At 68.4% G+C, this 16,673-nt stretch carries 16 protein-coding genes; 10 read left to right on the top strand and 6 right to left on the bottom strand.

What is annotated here, in order from left to right:
* Nucleotides 1–28: 28 nt before the first annotated feature.
* Both fadD5 and RCP37_RS04280 read right to left on the bottom strand, forming a co-directional pair.
* Entirely contained in the window at nucleotides 29–1,561 is a 1,533-nt protein-coding gene (gene fadD5, locus RCP37_RS04275) for a fatty-acid--CoA ligase FadD5 (RefSeq protein WP_308485759.1), read from the bottom strand.
* Nucleotides 1,558–2,340 (bottom strand): enoyl-CoA hydratase, encoded by a 783-nt coding sequence (locus RCP37_RS04280; RefSeq protein WP_308485760.1) that lies wholly within the window; start codon nucleotides 2,338–2,340, stop codon nucleotides 1,558–1,560. The genes fadD5 and RCP37_RS04280 overlap by 4 nt, the downstream gene beginning before the upstream one ends.
* A gap of 123 nt (nucleotides 2,341–2,463) precedes the next feature.
* Between RCP37_RS04280 and RCP37_RS04285 the strand changes: the two genes are divergently transcribed.
* The 4 genes from RCP37_RS04285 to RCP37_RS04300 are packed head-to-tail and all read left to right on the top strand — an operon-like array spanning nucleotide 2,464 to nucleotide 6,134.
* The gene (locus tag RCP37_RS04285) at nucleotides 2,464–3,663 is read left to right on the top strand and encodes a TetR/AcrR family transcriptional regulator (protein ID WP_308485761.1); all 1,200 of its coding nucleotides are present in this window, start codon (nucleotides 2,464–2,466) and stop codon (nucleotides 3,661–3,663) included.
* A 32-nt stretch (nucleotides 3,664–3,695) separates the two neighbouring features.
* The gene (locus RCP37_RS04290) at nucleotides 3,696–4,082 is read left to right on the top strand and encodes a DoxX family protein (protein WP_308485762.1); all 387 of its coding nucleotides are present in this window, start codon (nucleotides 3,696–3,698) and stop codon (nucleotides 4,080–4,082) included.
* 33 nt (nucleotides 4,083–4,115) lie between these two features.
* A complete protein-coding gene (locus RCP37_RS04295; protein WP_308485763.1) occupies nucleotides 4,116–4,745 on the top strand; it encodes a TetR/AcrR family transcriptional regulator in 630 nt (209 codons plus the stop codon).
* A 36-nt stretch (nucleotides 4,746–4,781) separates the two neighbouring features.
* Nucleotides 4,782–6,134 (top strand): flavin monoamine oxidase family protein, encoded by a 1,353-nt coding sequence (locus RCP37_RS04300; RefSeq protein WP_308485764.1) that lies wholly within the window; start codon nucleotides 4,782–4,784, stop codon nucleotides 6,132–6,134.
* Nucleotides 6,135–6,146: 12 nt separating this feature from the next.
* Here RCP37_RS04300 and RCP37_RS04305 read toward each other — a convergent pair whose 3' ends face one another.
* On the bottom strand, nucleotides 6,147–6,407 hold the full coding sequence (locus RCP37_RS04305) for a type B 50S ribosomal protein L31 (protein WP_220695731.1): 261 nt from the start codon (nucleotides 6,405–6,407) through the stop codon (nucleotides 6,147–6,149).
* Nucleotides 6,404–7,594, bottom strand: a complete 1,191-nt coding sequence (gene mrf / locus RCP37_RS04310; RefSeq protein WP_308485765.1) for a ribosome hibernation factor-recruiting GTPase MRF — start codon at nucleotides 7,592–7,594, stop codon at nucleotides 6,404–6,406. The genes RCP37_RS04305 and mrf overlap by 4 nt, the downstream gene beginning before the upstream one ends.
* A gap of 104 nt (nucleotides 7,595–7,698) precedes the next feature.
* On the opposite strand from mrf, the gene rpmB reads away from it, so the two are divergent.
* From rpmB to rpsR, 4 genes are read left to right on the top strand one after another with little or no spacing between them, the layout of a single operon-like run.
* Nucleotides 7,699–7,935 carry a 50S ribosomal protein L28 gene (rpmB, locus tag RCP37_RS04315; protein ID WP_308485766.1) on the top strand — a complete coding sequence of 79 codons (237 nt, stop codon included), beginning with the start codon at nucleotides 7,699–7,701 and terminating at the stop codon, nucleotides 7,933–7,935.
* Nucleotides 7,935–8,099 carry a 50S ribosomal protein L33 gene (rpmG, locus tag RCP37_RS04320; protein WP_024441797.1) on the top strand — a complete coding sequence of 55 codons (165 nt, stop codon included), beginning with the start codon at nucleotides 7,935–7,937 and terminating at the stop codon, nucleotides 8,097–8,099. The genes rpmB and rpmG overlap by 1 nt, the downstream gene beginning before the upstream one ends.
* 3 nt (nucleotides 8,100–8,102) lie before the next feature.
* Nucleotides 8,103–8,408, top strand: a complete 306-nt coding sequence (gene rpsN, locus RCP37_RS04325; protein WP_308485767.1) for a 30S ribosomal protein S14 — start codon at nucleotides 8,103–8,105, stop codon at nucleotides 8,406–8,408.
* Nucleotides 8,409–8,672: a 30S ribosomal protein S18 gene (rpsR, locus tag RCP37_RS04330; protein WP_308485768.1), complete on the top strand. Its 264-nt coding sequence runs from the start codon at nucleotides 8,409–8,411 to the stop codon at nucleotides 8,670–8,672.
* A 230-nt stretch (nucleotides 8,673–8,902) separates the two neighbouring features.
* On the opposite strand, the gene RCP37_RS04335 is transcribed toward rpsR, so the two are convergent.
* Nucleotides 8,903–11,230: an arylsulfatase gene (locus RCP37_RS04335; RefSeq protein WP_308485769.1), complete on the bottom strand. Its 2,328-nt coding sequence runs from the start codon at nucleotides 11,228–11,230 to the stop codon at nucleotides 8,903–8,905.
* 67 nt (nucleotides 11,231–11,297) lie between these two features.
* Nucleotides 11,298–11,684, bottom strand: coding sequence for an ArsR/SmtB family transcription factor (locus RCP37_RS04340; protein WP_308485770.1), 387 nt, complete (start codon nucleotides 11,682–11,684; stop codon nucleotides 11,298–11,300).
* 157 nt (nucleotides 11,685–11,841) lie between these two features.
* Here RCP37_RS04340 and RCP37_RS04345 point away from each other — a divergent pair, with 157 nt between their 5' ends.
* Complete coding sequence (locus tag RCP37_RS04345) at nucleotides 11,842–16,188, top strand: cation-translocating P-type ATPase (RefSeq protein WP_416223196.1); 4,347 nt, start codon at nucleotides 11,842–11,844, stop codon at nucleotides 16,186–16,188.
* Nucleotides 16,189–16,204: 16 nt separating this feature from the next.
* Nucleotides 16,205–16,660, top strand: coding sequence for a nuclear transport factor 2 family protein (locus tag RCP37_RS04350; protein WP_308485771.1), 456 nt, complete (start codon nucleotides 16,205–16,207; stop codon nucleotides 16,658–16,660).
* The last annotated feature ends 13 nt before the right edge of the window (nucleotides 16,661–16,673 follow it).

The following is a 16,673-nucleotide window of genomic DNA, read 5'->3' on the forward strand; positions in this document are numbered from 1 at the left end:
GCTACCCGGATCGAGCAGTCCGCCGCCGCTACGAGCCGTACTGCTTGCGCAGCTGAGGTTTGACCACCTTGCCGCTGGCATTGCGGGGCAGTGCGTCGATCAGCACCAGTTCCTTCGGATGCTTGTAGCGGGCCAGGCGCTCGTTGAGGAAGGGTTCGAGGTCTTCCAGTGTCAGTGGTGCCTCGCCGGCGACTGTTGCCACTATGGCCACCGGAACCTCGCCCCACTTGTCGTGGGCACGCCCGATCACGGCGGCCTCCTGGATCAGTGGGTGCTCGAACAGTACGTTCTCCACCTCGGCGCAGTAGATGTTCTCGCCGCCGGAGATGATCATGTCCTTCTTGCGGTCGACGACGTAAACGAAGCCTTCGTCGTCGACGCGGACCAGATCCCCGGAGTGGAACCAGTCGCCGGCGAACGCCTCGGCGGTCGCCTCGGGCTTGTTCCAGTAGCCCTGCATCATGGTCGGCCCGCGGTAGACGATCTCGCCGATCTCACCGGGTGCCACGTCGTTCATGTTCTCGTCGACGACCCGCGCCGAGATGGTCGGGATCACCTTGCCCACCGAGCCGAGTTTGCGGATCGCGTCCTTGCCCTGGAGCACGCAGGTGATGGGTGACATCTCGGTCTGGCCGAACACCGCGACGTTGAGCGCGTCCGGGAATGTCTCCGCCATGGCCCGCAGTACGGTGTCGGATGCCGGAGCCGCCCCCCAGCTGATCACTTCGAGCGCCAGGTCGCGTTGCGGCACAGTCGGATCGGCACAGATGACCTGCCACTGAGCCGGTACGAGGAACACCGAGGTGGCGCGCTCGCTCTCCCAGGCGTCGAGGGTGTCGGTGGCGTTGAACGCACCGAGCGGGTGAATCACCGTCTTGGTGCCCAGCATCAGGTTGGGTGCGATGCTGCCCAGGCCGGCGATGTGGAACATCGGTGCGGCGCAGAAGTACACGCTGTCCGGGCTGATCTGCAGCGCCTGGATGCAGGTCAGCGACTGGGCCAGCAGGTTCGAGTGGGACAGGATGGCGCCCTTGGGACTTCCGGTGGTTCCCGAGGTGTACATGATCAGGGCCGGGGTGTCTTCGGGAACGTCAGCGCCGGGGTGCGGGTCGCCCGGCTCGGCGATCAGCGATTCGTAGTCGTCGCCGAGAACCACGGCCACGTCGAGTCCGGGGGTGTTCTTGCGGACGGCCTCCATCAGCGGTGCCAGCAGCTGATCGGTGATGACGCCCTTGGCGCCGCTGTCGGTGACGATGTAGCTGATCTCGGGGTCGGTGAGGCGGAAGTTGACCGGTACGGCGATGGCACCCAGGGCGTTGATCGCCAAGGTCGCCTCGATGTATTCGGTGTGGTTGAGCATCACGATCAGCACCCGGTCGCCGAAGGAGATGCCGCGCCGGAACAGTGCCCCGGCCAGGCGCTCGGAGCGATCGTGCAGTTGTTGCCAGGTGGTGTCGTTGCCGCGACAGCGGAAGGCAACGGCGTCGGGACGCATTTCGGCGTGGGTCGCCACCTGATTCATCCAGTGGTTGCGGCGAGAACGCAGCGGCTGAGCGATCATTCGCCGAACACCGCCTTGCGCTTCTGCAGCATCGCGGCGGCGCCCTCGAAGAAGTCGGGCGAGCCGAGCAACTCCACCTGACCGGCCTTCTCACGGGCCAGCGCGGCGTCGAGCGCTGCGAGGTTGGTGGCGTTGAGCGCACGCTTGGTCAATTCGATGGCGCGACGCGGTCCGTGGGCCAGTTTCTCGGCGGCCTCGTTGACCCGGGCGTCCAACTCCGCCTCGCCGAGCACCGCGTTGATCAGACCGGCATCGCGGGCGGCGGTCGCCGACAGACGCTCACCGAGCAGTGCCATCTCGTTGGCCACGGCCCGTCCGGCAGCGGCCGCGATCAGGGCGGTGGTGCCGCCGTCGGGCATCAGGCCGATGTTGGTGAACGACAGCAGGAAGTAGGCGCTCTCGGCGGCGTAGATCAGATCCGCGGCCAGCGCCAGACCTACGCCGACGCCGGCGGCCGGCCCGTTGATCCGCGCGATCACCGGCACCGGGGTCTGCGCGACCGAGTTGACCAGCCGCGAGGCGCAGTCCATCACCTCCTCGGGGCTGACGCCGCCGGCCGTGGCCGACAGGTCGGCGCCGGTGCAGAAGGCCTTGCCTTCGCCGGTGATGACGATGGCCCGCACACCGGGGTCGTCGGCCGCGCCGGCGATGACGTCACCGAGGCCCGCCATGGTGGCGTAGTCGATCGCGTTGAGCCGGGCGGGGTTGGTGATCGTCACCCGCAGCACCCGGCCGTCGCGGGTCGCGGTGAGTTTGGCGGAGCTGGCGTTCTCGGACACGGTCAGACCTGCCCTTCGATGAACCGGGATTGCAACACGTCACTTCCTCCGTGGATGAAAACGTAAATTGTGGTTAACGTATGGGCGGCGGGTCCAACAGTCAACACGGGGGAGAAAATGGCCATGGCTGCGGGATCGGTCACTGCGGTGCAGCGTCGCCCCAAGGACCGCAAGGCGCAGATCGTCCGTGCCGCGGCCCGTGCGTTCAGCGATCGCGGCTACCACGCGGTCGGGGTCGACGAGATCGCCGCGGAGGTCGGTGTCTCCGGACCTGCGCTGTATCGGCACTTCGCCAACAAGTACGCGCTGCTGGTCGCGACCGCCCAGCACACGGCGGGGGTGCTGGTGAGCGCCGCTCGCTCCGCCGACGATCCGAGCCGGCCTGCGCCGGAGCGGTTGCGCGCGATCACCGCGGCGCTGATCGAGACCACGATCGGGACGCGGCGCGAGGGCGCGTTCTATCGGTGGGAGCGGCGCTACCTGCAGCTGCCGGATCGCAAGGAAATCCGGGCCGGCTACGACGCGCTCAACGCCGCGATCGCCGAGCCGCTGGCGGTTATGCGCCCAGAACTTCCCGAGGCCGACACGGCGATCTTGGCCGCTGCCGCCCTGAGCGTGATCGGCAGCATCTCCGCGCACCGAACGCGGTTGCCTGCTGCCGCACTTGCGGACCTGCTCGGCGAGCTGTGCTGGGCGGTTCTCACCGTGGAGCTGCCGCCGGCGCCGTCGGGTCCTGCGCCGCGACGACCGGAGCGGGGTCTGCCCAGCACATCCAAGCGAGAACGGCTGCTCGCCGAGGCCATCCGCATGTTCGGCCAGCGCGGCTTCTACGAAGTCAGCATCGAGGAGATCGCCGCCGCGGCCGGACTGAACGGCTCCAGTGCCTACCGCTACTACCCGAGCAAGGCGGCCTTGCTGGCCGTCGCCTTCCATCGGGCCAACGGCCGCGTGCTGATGGCCATCACCGATTCCCTGGCCGAGTCGACCAGTCCAAGGCAGGCGGCCCTGCGCATCGCCGAGCGCTATACCGCACTGGCATTCGCCGCGCCCGAGCTGATCAACATCTATTTCGCCGAGTTCGCCAACTTGCCCGAACCCGACCGAATTGAACTGCGCGGTCTGCAGCGGCAGAACGTCGACGAATGGGCTCACCTGGTGAACCAGGCCGGCGCGGGCGATACCGAAGCGGTGTTCCGTGTCCACGCGGCGCTTGCTCTAGTCGTCGATATAGGACGCCTGGTTAACTTTGATGATCGAGACGAACAGCGGTCCCGGATTCACGCCTTGATGGCGGCTGTACTTTTCGGCACCGGCGGCCGGTGACTGCAGACCGCCAGGCTGGCTACGATCGAGCGATGACTGCCGCACCGACAGGACAGCGAAACGCCGCCACCGCCGCGCGAGGGCTCGCCGGGCTGCTGCTGGGCGCCGGGGCAGGACATTTCGTCGTCCCTCAACCGTTCGACGCGATCGTTCCGCCGGAGTTGCCGGGCAGCGCACGCATGTACACGTATCTGTCGGGAGTCGCCGAGCTGGTCATCGGTGCCCTGCTGTTGTCGCCGCGCACCCGCCGCATGGCCGGGCTGGCCGCGGCCGCTCTGTTCGTTGCGGTGTACCCGGCGAATATCCACTCGGTCCGGTTGTTCTGGGCCAAACCCTGGTTGCGGGCCGGGGCGATCGCGCGCCTGCCGTTGCAGATTCCGATGATCATCGCGGCGCTGCGGGTGTGGCGCGCCGGTTAGTCCGCCCGGCAGCGGTGGATTCAGGAGGAATGGGTGGCCTACATCAAGGCGACCGAGCGTGAGGGGCAGATTGTCGCGGCCGCAATGCGCGTACTGCGTGACGTTGGCGTAGCGGGCACGACGTTGCGTGGGGTTGCCGCTGAAGCCGGAATCCCACTGGGCACATTGCACTACGTCTTTCCGTCCAAGGACCTGCTGCTGCGTGCAGTGATCGCCGCGGTCATGGACGACGTTGTGGACGCGGTGCGCGCCGATCTGCAGCTCGACCGGGGGGTGGCCCATGCGCTGCGGCAGGGGGTGACGAACTTCTGGACCACGTTGGTGGAAAGCGACACCGGCCTGCAGATCATGCAATACGAGCTGGCCATGTACTCGGTGCGCAGCGAAGGCTCCGGCGGCCTGGCCCAGCTGCAATATGAGCGCTACACCGCGCTCGTCACCGAGTTCTGCTCCCAAGCCGCGCAGGCGGCGGGGGAGCGCTGCGCCGTCGATTTCGACAGTCTCGGACGGCTCGCGCTTGCCCTGGTGGACGGCCTGATCGTGCAGTACGTGACAAACCCGGACTCCGAGCGGGCACGACGCGACCTCGACCGCGCCGTGGACATGGTCGTGCGATTCGCCGATCCGCAGCCCGTCGGCAAACGCCCGCGCCGCACCGGCTGAGTCCATCGACTACTGCCCGCCGATCAGCATGAATCCTTGACTCGGTCGGTTGACCGACTTAGATTACGGGGCGTGAAGTCAGACGACGGAGCGATGGCCAGCACGGTGGCCGTCGTGGGTGCGGGGATGTCCGGACTGACAGCTGCCCGCGAGCTGCACCGCGCCGGCGTCGACGTGCTCGTTTTGGAGGCCGCGGACCGGCTCGGCGGACGGGCCATGACCGAGACGAGCGCGTTGGGGTCACGGGTGGACCTCGGCGGTCAGTGGATCGGCCACGACCACCACCGGCTCAAGGCGCTGGCTTCTGAACTGGGCGCCACGCAGTTTCGAATGCACTCTCGGCCGTTGCCCATCGTGGTCGACGGATCGCGGAGAGTGCGGGCAGCGGCGCCCTCGATGTTGGCGACCCTTCTCGTGCTCGTCGGCGTCGAAGCCCTGTCTCGCATCGCCAAGACGCAACGGTGGAATGCCACCACGGTGCAGGCCTGGCTGCGCCGAGTCCCGGGGCGCGCTCGGCGGCTGCTCGAAGTGCTTGCGTACATCTCGTGGACCGCTGACCTTAATCGCTGCTCCATTCACGCGATGGCGCAGAGCATCCGCCAGCAGGGCGGGCTGCGAACCATGTTGGCGACGGCCGGGGGCGCCCAGGAGTCCTTGGTCGCCGAAGGGATCGGCTCGCTGATCGAGGGCCTGGCCGCCGAACTCGGTCCGCGAGTGCTTCCGGGGCGCCGGGTCACCTCGATCGTGCAGAGCGGCGATGGCGTCACCATCGGAACGACCGCGGGTGACGTCCGTGCCGCGAAAGTCATTGTGACGGTGCCGCCGCCACTCACCGGACGAATCACCTACGAGCCGCCGCTCCCGCCCGGCCGTGCCGCCTTGGCGTCCGATACCTATATGGGTTCGGTGTACAAGGGCGTGGCGGTCTATTCACGCCCGTTCTGGAGGGATCGAGCGGGCGGCGAGTTCCTGGTCCTGGATAAACCCGGACGCGCAGTGTTCGACACCGGCGCGCCGGGCGGCCCCGGCCATCTGTGCGTGCTGGTGGGGGGACCGGAGGCGCGCGAGCTCGACCGACTGGAGGCCGCCGAGCGGCGCAACGCGGTGCTCGGTGCGCTGGCCCGCTACGTCGGTCCCGACGTTCTCGAACCGGCGAGCTGGCACGAAAAATCTTGGCACCTCGATGAATACGTCGGCGGCGGCTACGTCGCACTGGCGCTGCCCGGGACTACCGACGGTATCCCGCCGATCGAGTGCACCCCGACCGGCGACATTCATTGGGCGGGTACCGAGACGGCGCGCGAGCACGCGGGTTACATCGAGGGCGCCATCGAATCGGGCACCCGGGCGGCCCGTGAGGTGCTCGAGGCGCTGTCGGTCTCCTGGTGAAGCACGGCGCGGTCAGGCCTGGCGTTGTCCGTAGCGGCGGCGGAACTTCTCGACCTGCCCGGCGGAGTCGACGATTCGGCTGTTTCCGGTCCAGAACGGATGTGACGCCGCGCTGATCTCCACGATCACCAGCGGGTAGCTGCGAGGGCCCGCCGGGGTGGGCCACTCGATGGTGCGGTCGCTGGTCACGGTGGAACGGGTCAGGAACGTCTGGCCGGTGGTGGCGTCCTGGAAGACGACGGGGTGGTAGTCGGGGTGGATGCCGGGTTTCATCGCTGGTCTCCGTCTTGAGTGCGGTACGGGGAAATATCTGCTGTGGCCGTTGGGGTCTCGTCGCACGGTTCCTGGTGGTGGTCGCCGAACGGGTCGGGGTAGCCGGCCCACTGATGCGTGCTGCGCAACTCGTCGTCGGTGAGCAGAGCCTCCGACAGGGTTTCGCGGATCTGCTCGGGTCGGGCGCCGCAGACCAGAACCACCAGCGAGGTGTGCCGGTCGCCGTAGCGGTGGTCCCAGATCAGATCCGCGAACGCATGCCGCTCCGGGGACACGCGGGCGGCCTCCTCCGCTGTCATCGCGGCCAGCCACTTGCCCACCGCGCAGGTATGCAACCCGCCACCCGCGGACTCCAGCCAGATCGCTCGCTCGCCCCGGTTGGCCAACCACAGCCGCCCGCGTGCCCGGATCACCCCGTCGAGTAGCGCATCGAGGGCCGCGTGCAGGCGTTGCGGATGAAACGGTCGGCGGGCGTGGAATTCGATCAGCTCAACCGCGCCGTCGGGCCGCAGCGGCGGTTGACCGGCCAGCAGCGGGGCGTGTGGATCATCGGCTCGACCGCGGCGGGCGCCGTCGTCGAGGTGGGTCAGTGCCTGTTCAAGGCGATCGGTTCCGGCGGTGATGCGTGCCAGCGGAGCCAACCGGCGCAGTACCGCCAGAGCCGTCGGGTCTGGGGCGTAAACCACCAGGGCGTCGGCGGATTCGGCCTGGCCGACCACCACCTGGGCGATGGTGCGGCCGTCGTCGAGTTCGTCGTCGCCGAGCGCTTGCGGCAGCCACGCGGTGGCATCCAGGCAGGTGACGACCGCGGCGACCGCCACATCTCGACCGGCCGGTCCATCGATGTATCCCGGTCCCACGCGGACCCGCACGTTGCGGATCGCCCAGCAGATGGGCTGCGGCTCCAGCCAATTGGGCAGCTGAACGACGATGCGTTCAACGCCGGCCCGCCGGTGCAGTCGGCGCAACAGGACCAGCAGGTCGTTGCGCAGGGTGCAGGACACACAACCGTGCGCCAGCTCCAGGGCCAACGTCGTGGCAACCGCTGTCGTGCTGGTGGTTTCTCGCACCACCACGTGACCGTCCAGGCCGTAGGCGACGGTCACCGTGCCCGCCTTGGCCTGCAAGGCTTTGGTCGCTGCGTCGGTGCCGTACTGCCCGGCCACCAGGATCACCGGAGTCCGCATCATCCTCCTATTGAAAATCATTGTCATTAAGGCCGTTCCTACGGTAGCCTCCAGCGCGTCGCTTGTCGACAATCATTGTCAATAAGGGTTGAAGGAGAGCTCCGTTGTCTGCACGCTGCCAAGTCACCGGCCGGGTGCCCGGATTCGGGAATGCGGTGTCGCACTCGCATCGCCGCACCCGGCGCCGCTGGTCGCCGAACATCCAGGTCAGGACCTACTACCTGGCGTCGCAAGACCGCCGGATCCGGCTACGGGTCAGCGCGAAGGGCATCAAGGTCATCGACCGGGACGGCATCGAGACCGTGGTGGCCCGGTTGCGACGCGAAGGTGAGCGGATCTGATGGCGCGCACCGACATTCGTCCCATCGTCAAGCTGCGCTCCACCGCGGGCACGGGCTACACCTACGTCACCCGCAAGAACCGGCGCAACGACCCCGACCGCCTGGTGCTGCGCAAGTACGACCCCGTGGTCCGTCGCCATGTCGACTTTCGGGAGGAGCGCTGAGTCATGGCCAAAAAATCCAAGATCGTGAAGAACGAGCAGCGCCGCGTGCTGGTGGCCCGCTACGCCGAGCGGCGCGCTGAGCTCAAGGAAATCATTCGGTCGACGTCGAGCAGCCCGCAGCAGCGACTGGCCGCCCAGAGCGCGCTGGCGCGCCAGCCGCGCGATGCCAGCCCGGTCCGGTTGCGCAACCGCGACAGCGCCGACGGGCGCCCCCGCGGCTACCTTCGCAAATTCGGACTCTCGCGCGTGCGTATGCGCCAGCTCGCGCACGAAGGCCACCTGCCCGGCGTCCGGAAGGCGAGCTGGTAGATGGCGATCAAACCCAAAGATTCGCGGCGTGTTTCGCGGAGCGCGCCCAGGTCTGTCAAGCCGAACCTGCTCGCCAAACTGGGCCTGCCGGTGGTCGACTACAAAGACACCGCGACCCTGCGCATCTTCATCTCTCCGCGCGGCAAGATCCGTTCACGTGCCGTCACCGGCCTCACCGTTCGTCAACAACGCCAGGTCGCGTGCGCCATCAAGAACGCCCGCGAAATGGCACTCCTGCCGTATCCGGGTGTCATCGCCGAGTAATCGGTTGACGGCTCCCTAGCTCAGCCGATGTGGAACACGACCTCCAGAGCCAGGAATCCGAAGACGAGCAGTCCGAGGATTCCGGCGAGTACCGGAAGGAGAAGTACTGGGTCTTTCATGGATGGAGACGTTATACAGCCGTTGGTTGTAAAAAAAGGGAAAAGTGTTGCCGATCACGCGATCTCGGGACTTTGGTCTGTGATCGCCGTCACTGCGATTGGCTGCGGTCCTCAGGTGTAGGCGACGTGAACCCGGTGGATGTTCCCCTCGAACGGGAACGGTGCGCGCTCCCGGTAGTCCAGGGACACCGGCGAGCCCAGGCAGGTGCCGATGTCGAGGCAGTCGTTGGCGGTGAACAACAACGGTGCGCTGACGGGCACTTGGCCCTCGGCAACGGTGTCGCCGTTGACGGCGACGGTGATATCGAGCGGTCCGGCCGGGCGAGGCTCCGAATACTGCGTGGTCACGGCAATGGTGGCGCGGCTGGGCGGCACCTTGCTCGCCGTGCGGATCTTGGTGCGCGACAAGATGAACAGGTTGTACTCGTAGCAGAGATAGCCGTCATCGAAATAGCACGTCAGGCCGCCGGCGCCGGCTCCGAGGGCATAGAGCACCCCGTTCGCGTCGGCCGGGATGTCGGCATCGATGGTGACCACGTTGTTCTTGTTGCCAAGCGCCGGCGCGCAGAATTCGGGCATCCGCACGGTATCGCCGGTGAAGTCCCACTCGGTGTAGGGCGGGGCGATGCGCAGCTCGGGGTGATAGACGGGCACCCACAGGCCACCGCCGATGGGCAGCACCGCATTGCGGGCTGCCTCCACCATGAACATCTCGCGCAGCTGGGCGAGCTTCTCGGGCAGCTGATCGGCCAGGTCGTGGGCTTGTGACCAGTCCTCGTCGAGGTTGTAGAGCTCCCACGCATCGGCATCGGGGGTCCAGGTGGCGATGCCGCCCGGTTGGCCGGGCACCCACGGCAGCCGGGGCCCGCGAGCCGACGCCATCCACCCGTCGTGGTAGATCGCCCGACTGCCCATGATCTCGAAGTACTGGGTCTTCTTGCCGCCCGGCGCTTCCCGGTCGGCCAGCGTGCGCGCGAAGCTTGCTCCGGCCAAGGCCATCTGTGGTTGTCCGTGCACCGTCTGCGGTGCTGCGATCCCGACGACTTCGTAGATGGTCGGCACCACGTCGTTGCAGTGCAAGAAGACCTCCCGCGGCACCGGGTCGGCAGCGATCTTCGCTGGCCAGCGCACCACCATCGGGTTGCGGGTGCCGCCCAGATGCGATGCCAGCAGTTTCATGCCCTTGTACGGGGTGGATCCGGCCCAGGCCCAGCCCGCGTGGTACTGGTTGTCGACCAGGGGAGATCCCAGCACGTCCAGGCCGCCGAGTGCGTCGAGGGCATCGATGTGCTGACGCACGGTGGTGGGGATCCCGTTCTGGGCCAGCAGTTCCGAGATGGTGCCGTTCTGGCCTTCGCCGGAGGAGCCGTTGTCGCCCCAGATGTACAAGAACAGTGTGTTGTCGGCGTAGCCGAGGGTTTCCAGCTCGTCGGCGATGCGGCCGACCTGAACGTCGACGTGCTCGGCGTAACCGGCGGCGACCTCCATCAGCCGGCGTTGGAACGGCTTTTCATCCTCGGGGATGTCGTCCCAGGCGGTCAGGGTCTCGTCGCGTTCGGTGAGCGAACAGTCCTGGGGAATCCAGCCTTTGGTCTTGGCTCGTTCGAACACCCGCTGGCGGTAGGCGTCCCAGCCGTCGTCGAACTTCCCGGCGTACTTGTCGGCCCACTCCTTCATGACGTGATGCGGGCCGTGCAGGCATCCGCTGGCCCAGTACATGAAGAACGGTTTGCCGGCGTTGAAGGCCTTGTGTCGGCGCAGCCAGGAGATGGCGTCATCGGCCAGGTCCTCGGACAGGTGATAGCCCTCTTCGGGTGTCCTCGGTGGGGCCACCACGGTGGTGTTGCGGACCAGGTTGGGCTCATACTGCGATGCCTCCCCGGCCAAGAATCCATAGAAGTATTCGAAACCCAAACCGGTGGGCCAGTTTTCGAAGGGGCCAGCGGCGGTGGTCTCTTCCGCGGGAGTGTTGTGCCACTTGCCGAAGGCCGACGTGGCGTAACCGTACTGCTTGAGTACTTCGGCCACGGTGGCGCTCGACGCGGGGATCTTGCCGGCGTAGCCGTCCCAGTCGTTGGCCAACTCGGCGATCTGTCCGTTGCCGATCTCGTGGTGATTGCGGCCGGTGAGCAACGACGCCCGGGTGGGTGAGCACATGGCTGTGGTGTGAAACCGGTTGTAGGACACGCCTTGGCCGCAGATCCGGTCGAGGGTGGCGGTGTTCACCTCGCCGCCGAACGTTGACGGCAGCCCGGGGCCGGCATCGTCGATAAGCACGATCACCACATTGGGCGCATCGGCGTGCAGCCGTTGCGGGACCGCCCGCGGACTGTAGGTCGACTCCTGCAGGGTCCGGCCCGCGACACTGCCCGAGCCGACCGGCGGGAACGGCAACACCGCGCCGTTGGGCAACACCGGAGCCACTACTTGATCGCCCAACGCCAGTCTCCTTATCTCGGGTGCACCGTCCACGGCCTCGAAGACATCGTCGTATGCCGCAGGCCGTTCAGCTACTCGAACCGCCTCGTGGCGGGTCGGGCGCCAGGCTGCCATCCGGGGCGATGTGGGCGAAGATCTGCTGGAGCAGGGTCAAGATGTGCGGGTCATCCACGGTGTAGATGTGGTGGCGCCCGTCACGGCGTGCATTGATCAGCCCGGCCAATCTCAGCTTGGTCAAGTGCTGGCTCATGGTGGCGACGTTGACGCCGGCTCGGCCCGCCAGGGTTGTCACGTCGTAGGCGTCCTGGGCGGCCAGCCACATCACGTGTAGGCGTGCCGGACTGCTGAGCAGCGCGAACGTACTCGCGGCGGAGGCCAGTTGGGGTTGGGTGGGCTCGTCGTGCCGGGTGACTGAACTGATTTTTTCGGGCAGCCGTTCTTCATCTTTAGACATGTCGGCATTCATTTTGTCCCAACTCCCATGGCGGGATTCGCCGAACGACACATTCATATAGTTGCGCAATCGCCAAAGTATCGCCAGAATTGGGCAGTTCACGCGGCATATTGGCCGCCCGGCGGGTGTGACCGAAGCCCGCTGTCAGACCACAGGATTGGTTGCTGCCGAATTGATTCCGACATCATTGCTGCTGCGTCCGGCCACCCTGGGAATCCGTGCGGCCTCGGCCGTCGTCGGCGCGGCCGCCCGTGGTGCATCGGCTACCACCGAGGCGGTGGGGGCCATCACCTCGGCTGGACTGCAGGTCGCCGCGCTGCCGATTCGCGAAGCCAGTCGGGTGCTGTCCGGCGAGTCCACCACGGCGACGCTGACGCGCAGGTGCTGGCGCGGGGAGAACCGCGCTTGGATCGAGGTCCGTGGTCTGAGTGAATCTCCCGAACTCGGCCAGCGGGTGCTCGACGCTCTCCTCGCTGAAGCCGGTGTGGTGTCGGCGCGGCTGAACCGCCCGCTGTCTCGGGTCGTGGTGGAACTGGCGGCCGAGGGCGAGCAGGTTTCACTGAATGACCTGTGCCGCCTGATCTCCGGGGTCGAACGCGGCTACCGTCGCTCCGAAGGCGGTGCAGCTCCGGTCGGTGCCGAACCGGCTACCGTCCTGCCCGGCGACGGGTTGTTGCTGATGGCGAGGGGCGTGATGGTCGGCGTCAACGCCGCCGGGCTGGCCATCGCGGTCGCCGGGCGCGCGTTGCGGCTGCCACAGGCACCGATCACCGTCGACGCCGTCGCGGCGCTGGCGAACTACCAGCCGTGGCTGCGCAGCCAACTCGCCGACCGAATCGGCCGGGGCCCTGCCGACACGGTGCTGTCGTTGATCTCCACCGGAGCGCGCATCGCCACCCTCTCGCCGGCCACGCTGGCGGTGGACCTGGCGTTGCAGGGAGTCAAGGCCGCCGAATCTGCCGCCGCGGCGCAGGCCTGGATCCGCCACGAACCGCACCTGGCCCGGCACGCCGATCAGGCGCAGGTACACGTGTCATCACGGCCGGTGCCCCTACCGGAGGGCGCGGTCGACCGGCACGGCCGGCGGGCGGGCTACGTCCAGCTGTTCGGGGCCGGCCTGGTAGGAGTGCTCACCCGCAACGTCACCACAGCCGCCACCGCAGCCGTGGTCGCCGGCCCGAAAGCCATGCGCACCACCACCGAATCGTTCGCGGCCACCCTGAGCCGGTCACTGGTCGAACAGCACTCGGCGCTGCCGCTGCGCCCCGAAGGCGTGCGCCGCCTCGATCGCGTCGACTCCGTGCTCATCGATCCGCGACTGCTCTGCACCGCGGACGTGCGCCACCCGCTGGCCACTGCACTGCTGGCCGAGGCGCGGGCGTCCGGCGCCGAACTGGTCACCCTCGACGTCGAGGCCCTGGGTGAACTGCGCCCCGCGTTCGACGAACTGGCGCCAGTGGCTATCGCCGCCGATGACGAACAACTCGACGAGGCGCTGGCCGCCGCACTGGCGGAACGTCAGCAAGACGGCCGCACCGTTGCGGTGCTGACGTCGACCGGCGCGCAGGCACTCGCCGGCGCCGATGTGGGCCTGGGGATCCTGCCCGACGACGCGGAGGCGCCGCCGCCGTGGGAAGCGGATCTGCTGCTGGCCGACCTGGCCGGCGCCTGGCGGGTGCTGCACGCGATACCGGCGGCGCGCGCGGCCGCCCAGCGCGGCATCTCGCTGTCCACCGGGGCATCGACGATCGGCGCGCTGCTGATGGTTCCCGGAGTGCGCACCGGCCGGCGCAGAGGAGGCCCCGGGCCGGTCACCGCTGGGGCGGCCACCGGATTGCTCTCGGGATACCTGCTGGCTCGCCAGGTGGCGCGGACGCCGGCGCCACGACCCGCACCGTCTTACGAGTGGCACGCGATGTCGCTCGACGAGGTCCGCGCGATCCTGCCGGTCCCCGACGTCGCCTGTACCGCTGCCGAACTCGACACCGCACCGCCGCACATGGCGTGGCAGTTCATCAAGGCGGTGCGCGCCGAACTGTCGGATCCGCTGATGCCGGTGCTGGCGCTCAGTTCGGTGGCCACCGCAATGCTGGGCTCGCCGGTGGACGCGATGATGGTCAGCACGGTGCTGATCGGCAACTGCATGCTCGCGGCAGCCCAGCAGTTGCAGGCCGAGAACCGGCTGAACCGGCTGCTGGCCCAACAGACCCCACCGGCGCGCACCGTCGAGCCGGGCACCGACCGCTACGCCGAGATCGTCGCGGACCGCCTGATCCCCGGCACCGTGATCGAGGTCCGCAGCAACGAGGTCGTACCCGCCGATGCGCGGCTGATCGAGGCCGCCGATCTCGAGGTCGATGAATCCTCGCTCACCGGCGAGTCACTGTCGGTGGACAAGCAGACCGCGGCTGTGCTGCCCGGTGCTGAACTCGCCGAACGGCGCTGCATGCTCTACGCCGGTACGACGGTGATCGCCGGCACCGCACTGGCCGTGGTGACCGCCGTCGGCGCCGACACCCAGGCTCGTCGTGCCTCCGAGCTGGCCGCCGGGGATCTGCCGGTGGTCGGCCTGCAGCACCAGCTCAGCCAGCTGATGAGTCGCGCGTTCCCGGCCAGTGCCGGCGGCGGGCTGATGGTCGGCCTGCTGGGGATGCTGCGCGGCGGTGGACTGCGGCTGGCCCTGGGCAACGCGATCGCGGTCGCGGTGGCGGCGGTGCCCGAGGGCATGCCGCTGATGGCGACCCTGGCCCAACATGCCTCGGCCCAGCGCCTGACCGATTCCGGTGCGCTGGTCCGCATTCCCCGCTCGGTGGAGGCCCTGGGCCGGGTCGAGGTGGTCTGCTTCGACAAGACCGGCACGCTGAGTGAGAACCGGCTGCGGGTCACCCGGGTGTACCCGGTCGCGGGTTACAGCGACGACGACGTGCTGCGGTCCGCGGCCAACGCCGCGCCCGCACCCGAGGGCGACCCCCACGCGCATGCCACCGATCAGGCCGTTACCGAGGCGGCTGTGGGGATCTCCGACGGCGGCGCACCCCTGTGGACCATCACGGACGCGCACCTGCCGTTCCGCTCCGGCCGGGCGTTCTCGGCATCGGTGTTGGGCAAGGAACTGATGATCAAGGGGGCCCCGGAAGTGGTGCTGGCCGCCTGCGCCGGCCTCGGTCCGGACAGCGACGCGCCGGTCGCCGAACTGGCGGCCGGTGGGCTGCGAGTGATCGCGGTGGCGCAGCGTCGACTCACCGCCGCACAGGTGAAGTCCCTGGCCGGCGACCCCGATGCCCTCGCCGGGTTGTGCCAGGCCGGGCTGACACTCACCGGTTTCCTCGGTATCTCCGACACCCCCCGCGCCGAAGCACCGCAACTGCTCGCCGACCTGGCGGACCGGGGCGTCGGCATCCGGCTGATCACCGGTGATCACCCCGTCACCGCCACCGCGATCGCCGCGGAACTGGGGGTGCCGGTCACCGCCGATCAGGTCATCACCGGCGCGGAGTGGAATGCGCTGTCGCGCAAGGACCAGGAACAAGCGGTCGGAGAGCGGGTGATCTTCGCCCGGATGTCCCCGGAGAACAAGGTGCAGGTCGTGCAGACCCTCGAACGCAGCGGACGGGTCTGCGCCATGGTCGGCGACGGCGCCAACGACGCGGCGGCGATCCGGGCCGCCAGCGTGGGCCTTGGTGTAGTCGCGCGCGGCAGCGACTCGGCGCACCTCACCGCCGACATCGTGTTGACCGACGGGCGCATCGGTGCCCTGGTGGATGCCATCGACGAGGGCCAGCGACTGTGGCGCGGCGTGCAGTTGGCGGTGACCGGCTTGCTCGGCGGCAACGTCGGCGAGGTGATCTTCGGTGTCGTGGGCACCGCGCTGTCGGGGACATCGCCGCTGAACAATCGCCAGCTGCTGCTGATGAACATGCTGACCGACGCGCTGCCGGCCACCGCGGTCGCGGTGAGCACCCCCGCCGGCTCCTCGCATCGGGTCGTGCACGGCATCGACGAACGCAGCCTGATGCGCGCCGTCGCGGTCCGCGGGGCGATCACCGGGGCCGCGGCCAGCGCTGCGTGGGGGATGGCTCGCCTTTCTGTTGTACCGGGCGCTCCCCAACGCGCCGCCACCGTCGCGCTGATCACGCTGGTCACCACGGAGCTGGCCCAGACCCTGGTCGACTCCCACGCGCCGTTGGTGTTGCTCACCGCCGCCGGTTCGTTCGCGGCGTTCGCGGCGATGATCAGCCTTCCCGGAGTCAGCCAGTTGCTGGGTTGCGTCCCGGTGGGACCGCTGGGCTGGGCGCAGGCTCTGGGAGCCACCGGCGCCGCCGTCCTGGGGATCGCCGCGGCTCCGCACGTGCTGCCGGCCCGGCTGCGCGAGCCATCGGATACCAGCACCGAGAGCGCGTCGGGCCCGCTGGCCACCGTGGCTGTGCTGCGGCCGGCAGACGCCGAGGTCGCCGAGGTGGCGACCGTGGGTGGGTCTACCGTGAGGGTCAGCCGTACCAACTGACCAGCGGAGGCGTGGCATGCACCCATTCCGGCAAGCCGTCGAGGCCCGTGACGCCGCGGCCATCGAGGCGCTGCTGTCCGACGATGTCGTGTTCACCAGCCCGGTGGCATTCAAGCCCTACCCGGGTAAGCCGGTCACCGCGGCGATCCTGCGCGCGGTGATGCGGGTTTTTGAAGACTTCCACTACGTGCGCGAGATCGCTGACCCGGGAGGGCGTGACCACGCCCTGATCTTCGAAGCGTCCGTCGACGGCAAACGGCTCACCGGATGCGACTTCCTGCATTTCGACGAGGACGGCAAGATCGACGACTTCGTCGTGATGGTCCGCCCGCTGTCGGCTGCCACCGCGCTGGCCGAAGCCATGGCGGAGCAGTTCGAGCAGATCACCCGTGAGGCCGCCGCGCACGGCGGTTCAGCGAGGCTCGACGGAGGAGAGGCGAAGCTGGGACCGCCGCATGCGCACGGCGGGTGAGCGGAGCTCGACG

It is taken from the genome of Mycolicibacter sp. MU0102, assembly GCF_963378105.1.
GTDB lineage: Bacteria > Actinomycetota > Actinomycetes > Mycobacteriales > Mycobacteriaceae > Mycobacterium > Mycobacterium holstebronense.

What these genes read in the sequence shown, in the direction of transcription:
- fadD5 (WP_308485759.1), bottom strand. Translation starts at nt 1,561, where the DNA reads ATGATCGCTCAGCCGCTGCGTTCTCGCCGCAACCACTGGATGAATCAG.
- RCP37_RS04350 (WP_308485771.1), top strand. Translation starts at nt 16,205, where the DNA reads ATGCACCCATTCCGGCAAGCCGTCGAGGCCCGTGACGCCGCGGCCATC.
- mrf (WP_308485765.1), bottom strand. Translation starts at nt 7,594, where the DNA reads ATGCGGACTCCGGTGATCCTGGTGGCCGGGCAGTACGGCACCGACGCA.
- rpsN (WP_308485767.1), top strand. Translation starts at nt 8,103, where the DNA reads ATGGCCAAAAAATCCAAGATCGTGAAGAACGAGCAGCGCCGCGTGCTG.
- RCP37_RS04290 (WP_308485762.1), top strand. Translation starts at nt 3,696, where the DNA reads ATGACTGCCGCACCGACAGGACAGCGAAACGCCGCCACCGCCGCGCGA.
- RCP37_RS04340 (WP_308485770.1), bottom strand. Translation starts at nt 11,684, where the DNA reads ATGTCTAAAGATGAAGAACGGCTGCCCGAAAAAATCAGTTCAGTCACC.
- RCP37_RS04285 (WP_308485761.1), top strand. Translation starts at nt 2,464, where the DNA reads ATGGCTGCGGGATCGGTCACTGCGGTGCAGCGTCGCCCCAAGGACCGC.
- rpmG (WP_024441797.1), top strand. Translation starts at nt 7,935, where the DNA reads ATGGCGCGCACCGACATTCGTCCCATCGTCAAGCTGCGCTCCACCGCG.
- RCP37_RS04305 (WP_220695731.1), bottom strand. Translation starts at nt 6,407, where the DNA reads ATGAAACCCGGCATCCACCCCGACTACCACCCCGTCGTCTTCCAGGAC.
- rpsR (WP_308485768.1), top strand. Translation starts at nt 8,409, where the DNA reads ATGGCGATCAAACCCAAAGATTCGCGGCGTGTTTCGCGGAGCGCGCCC.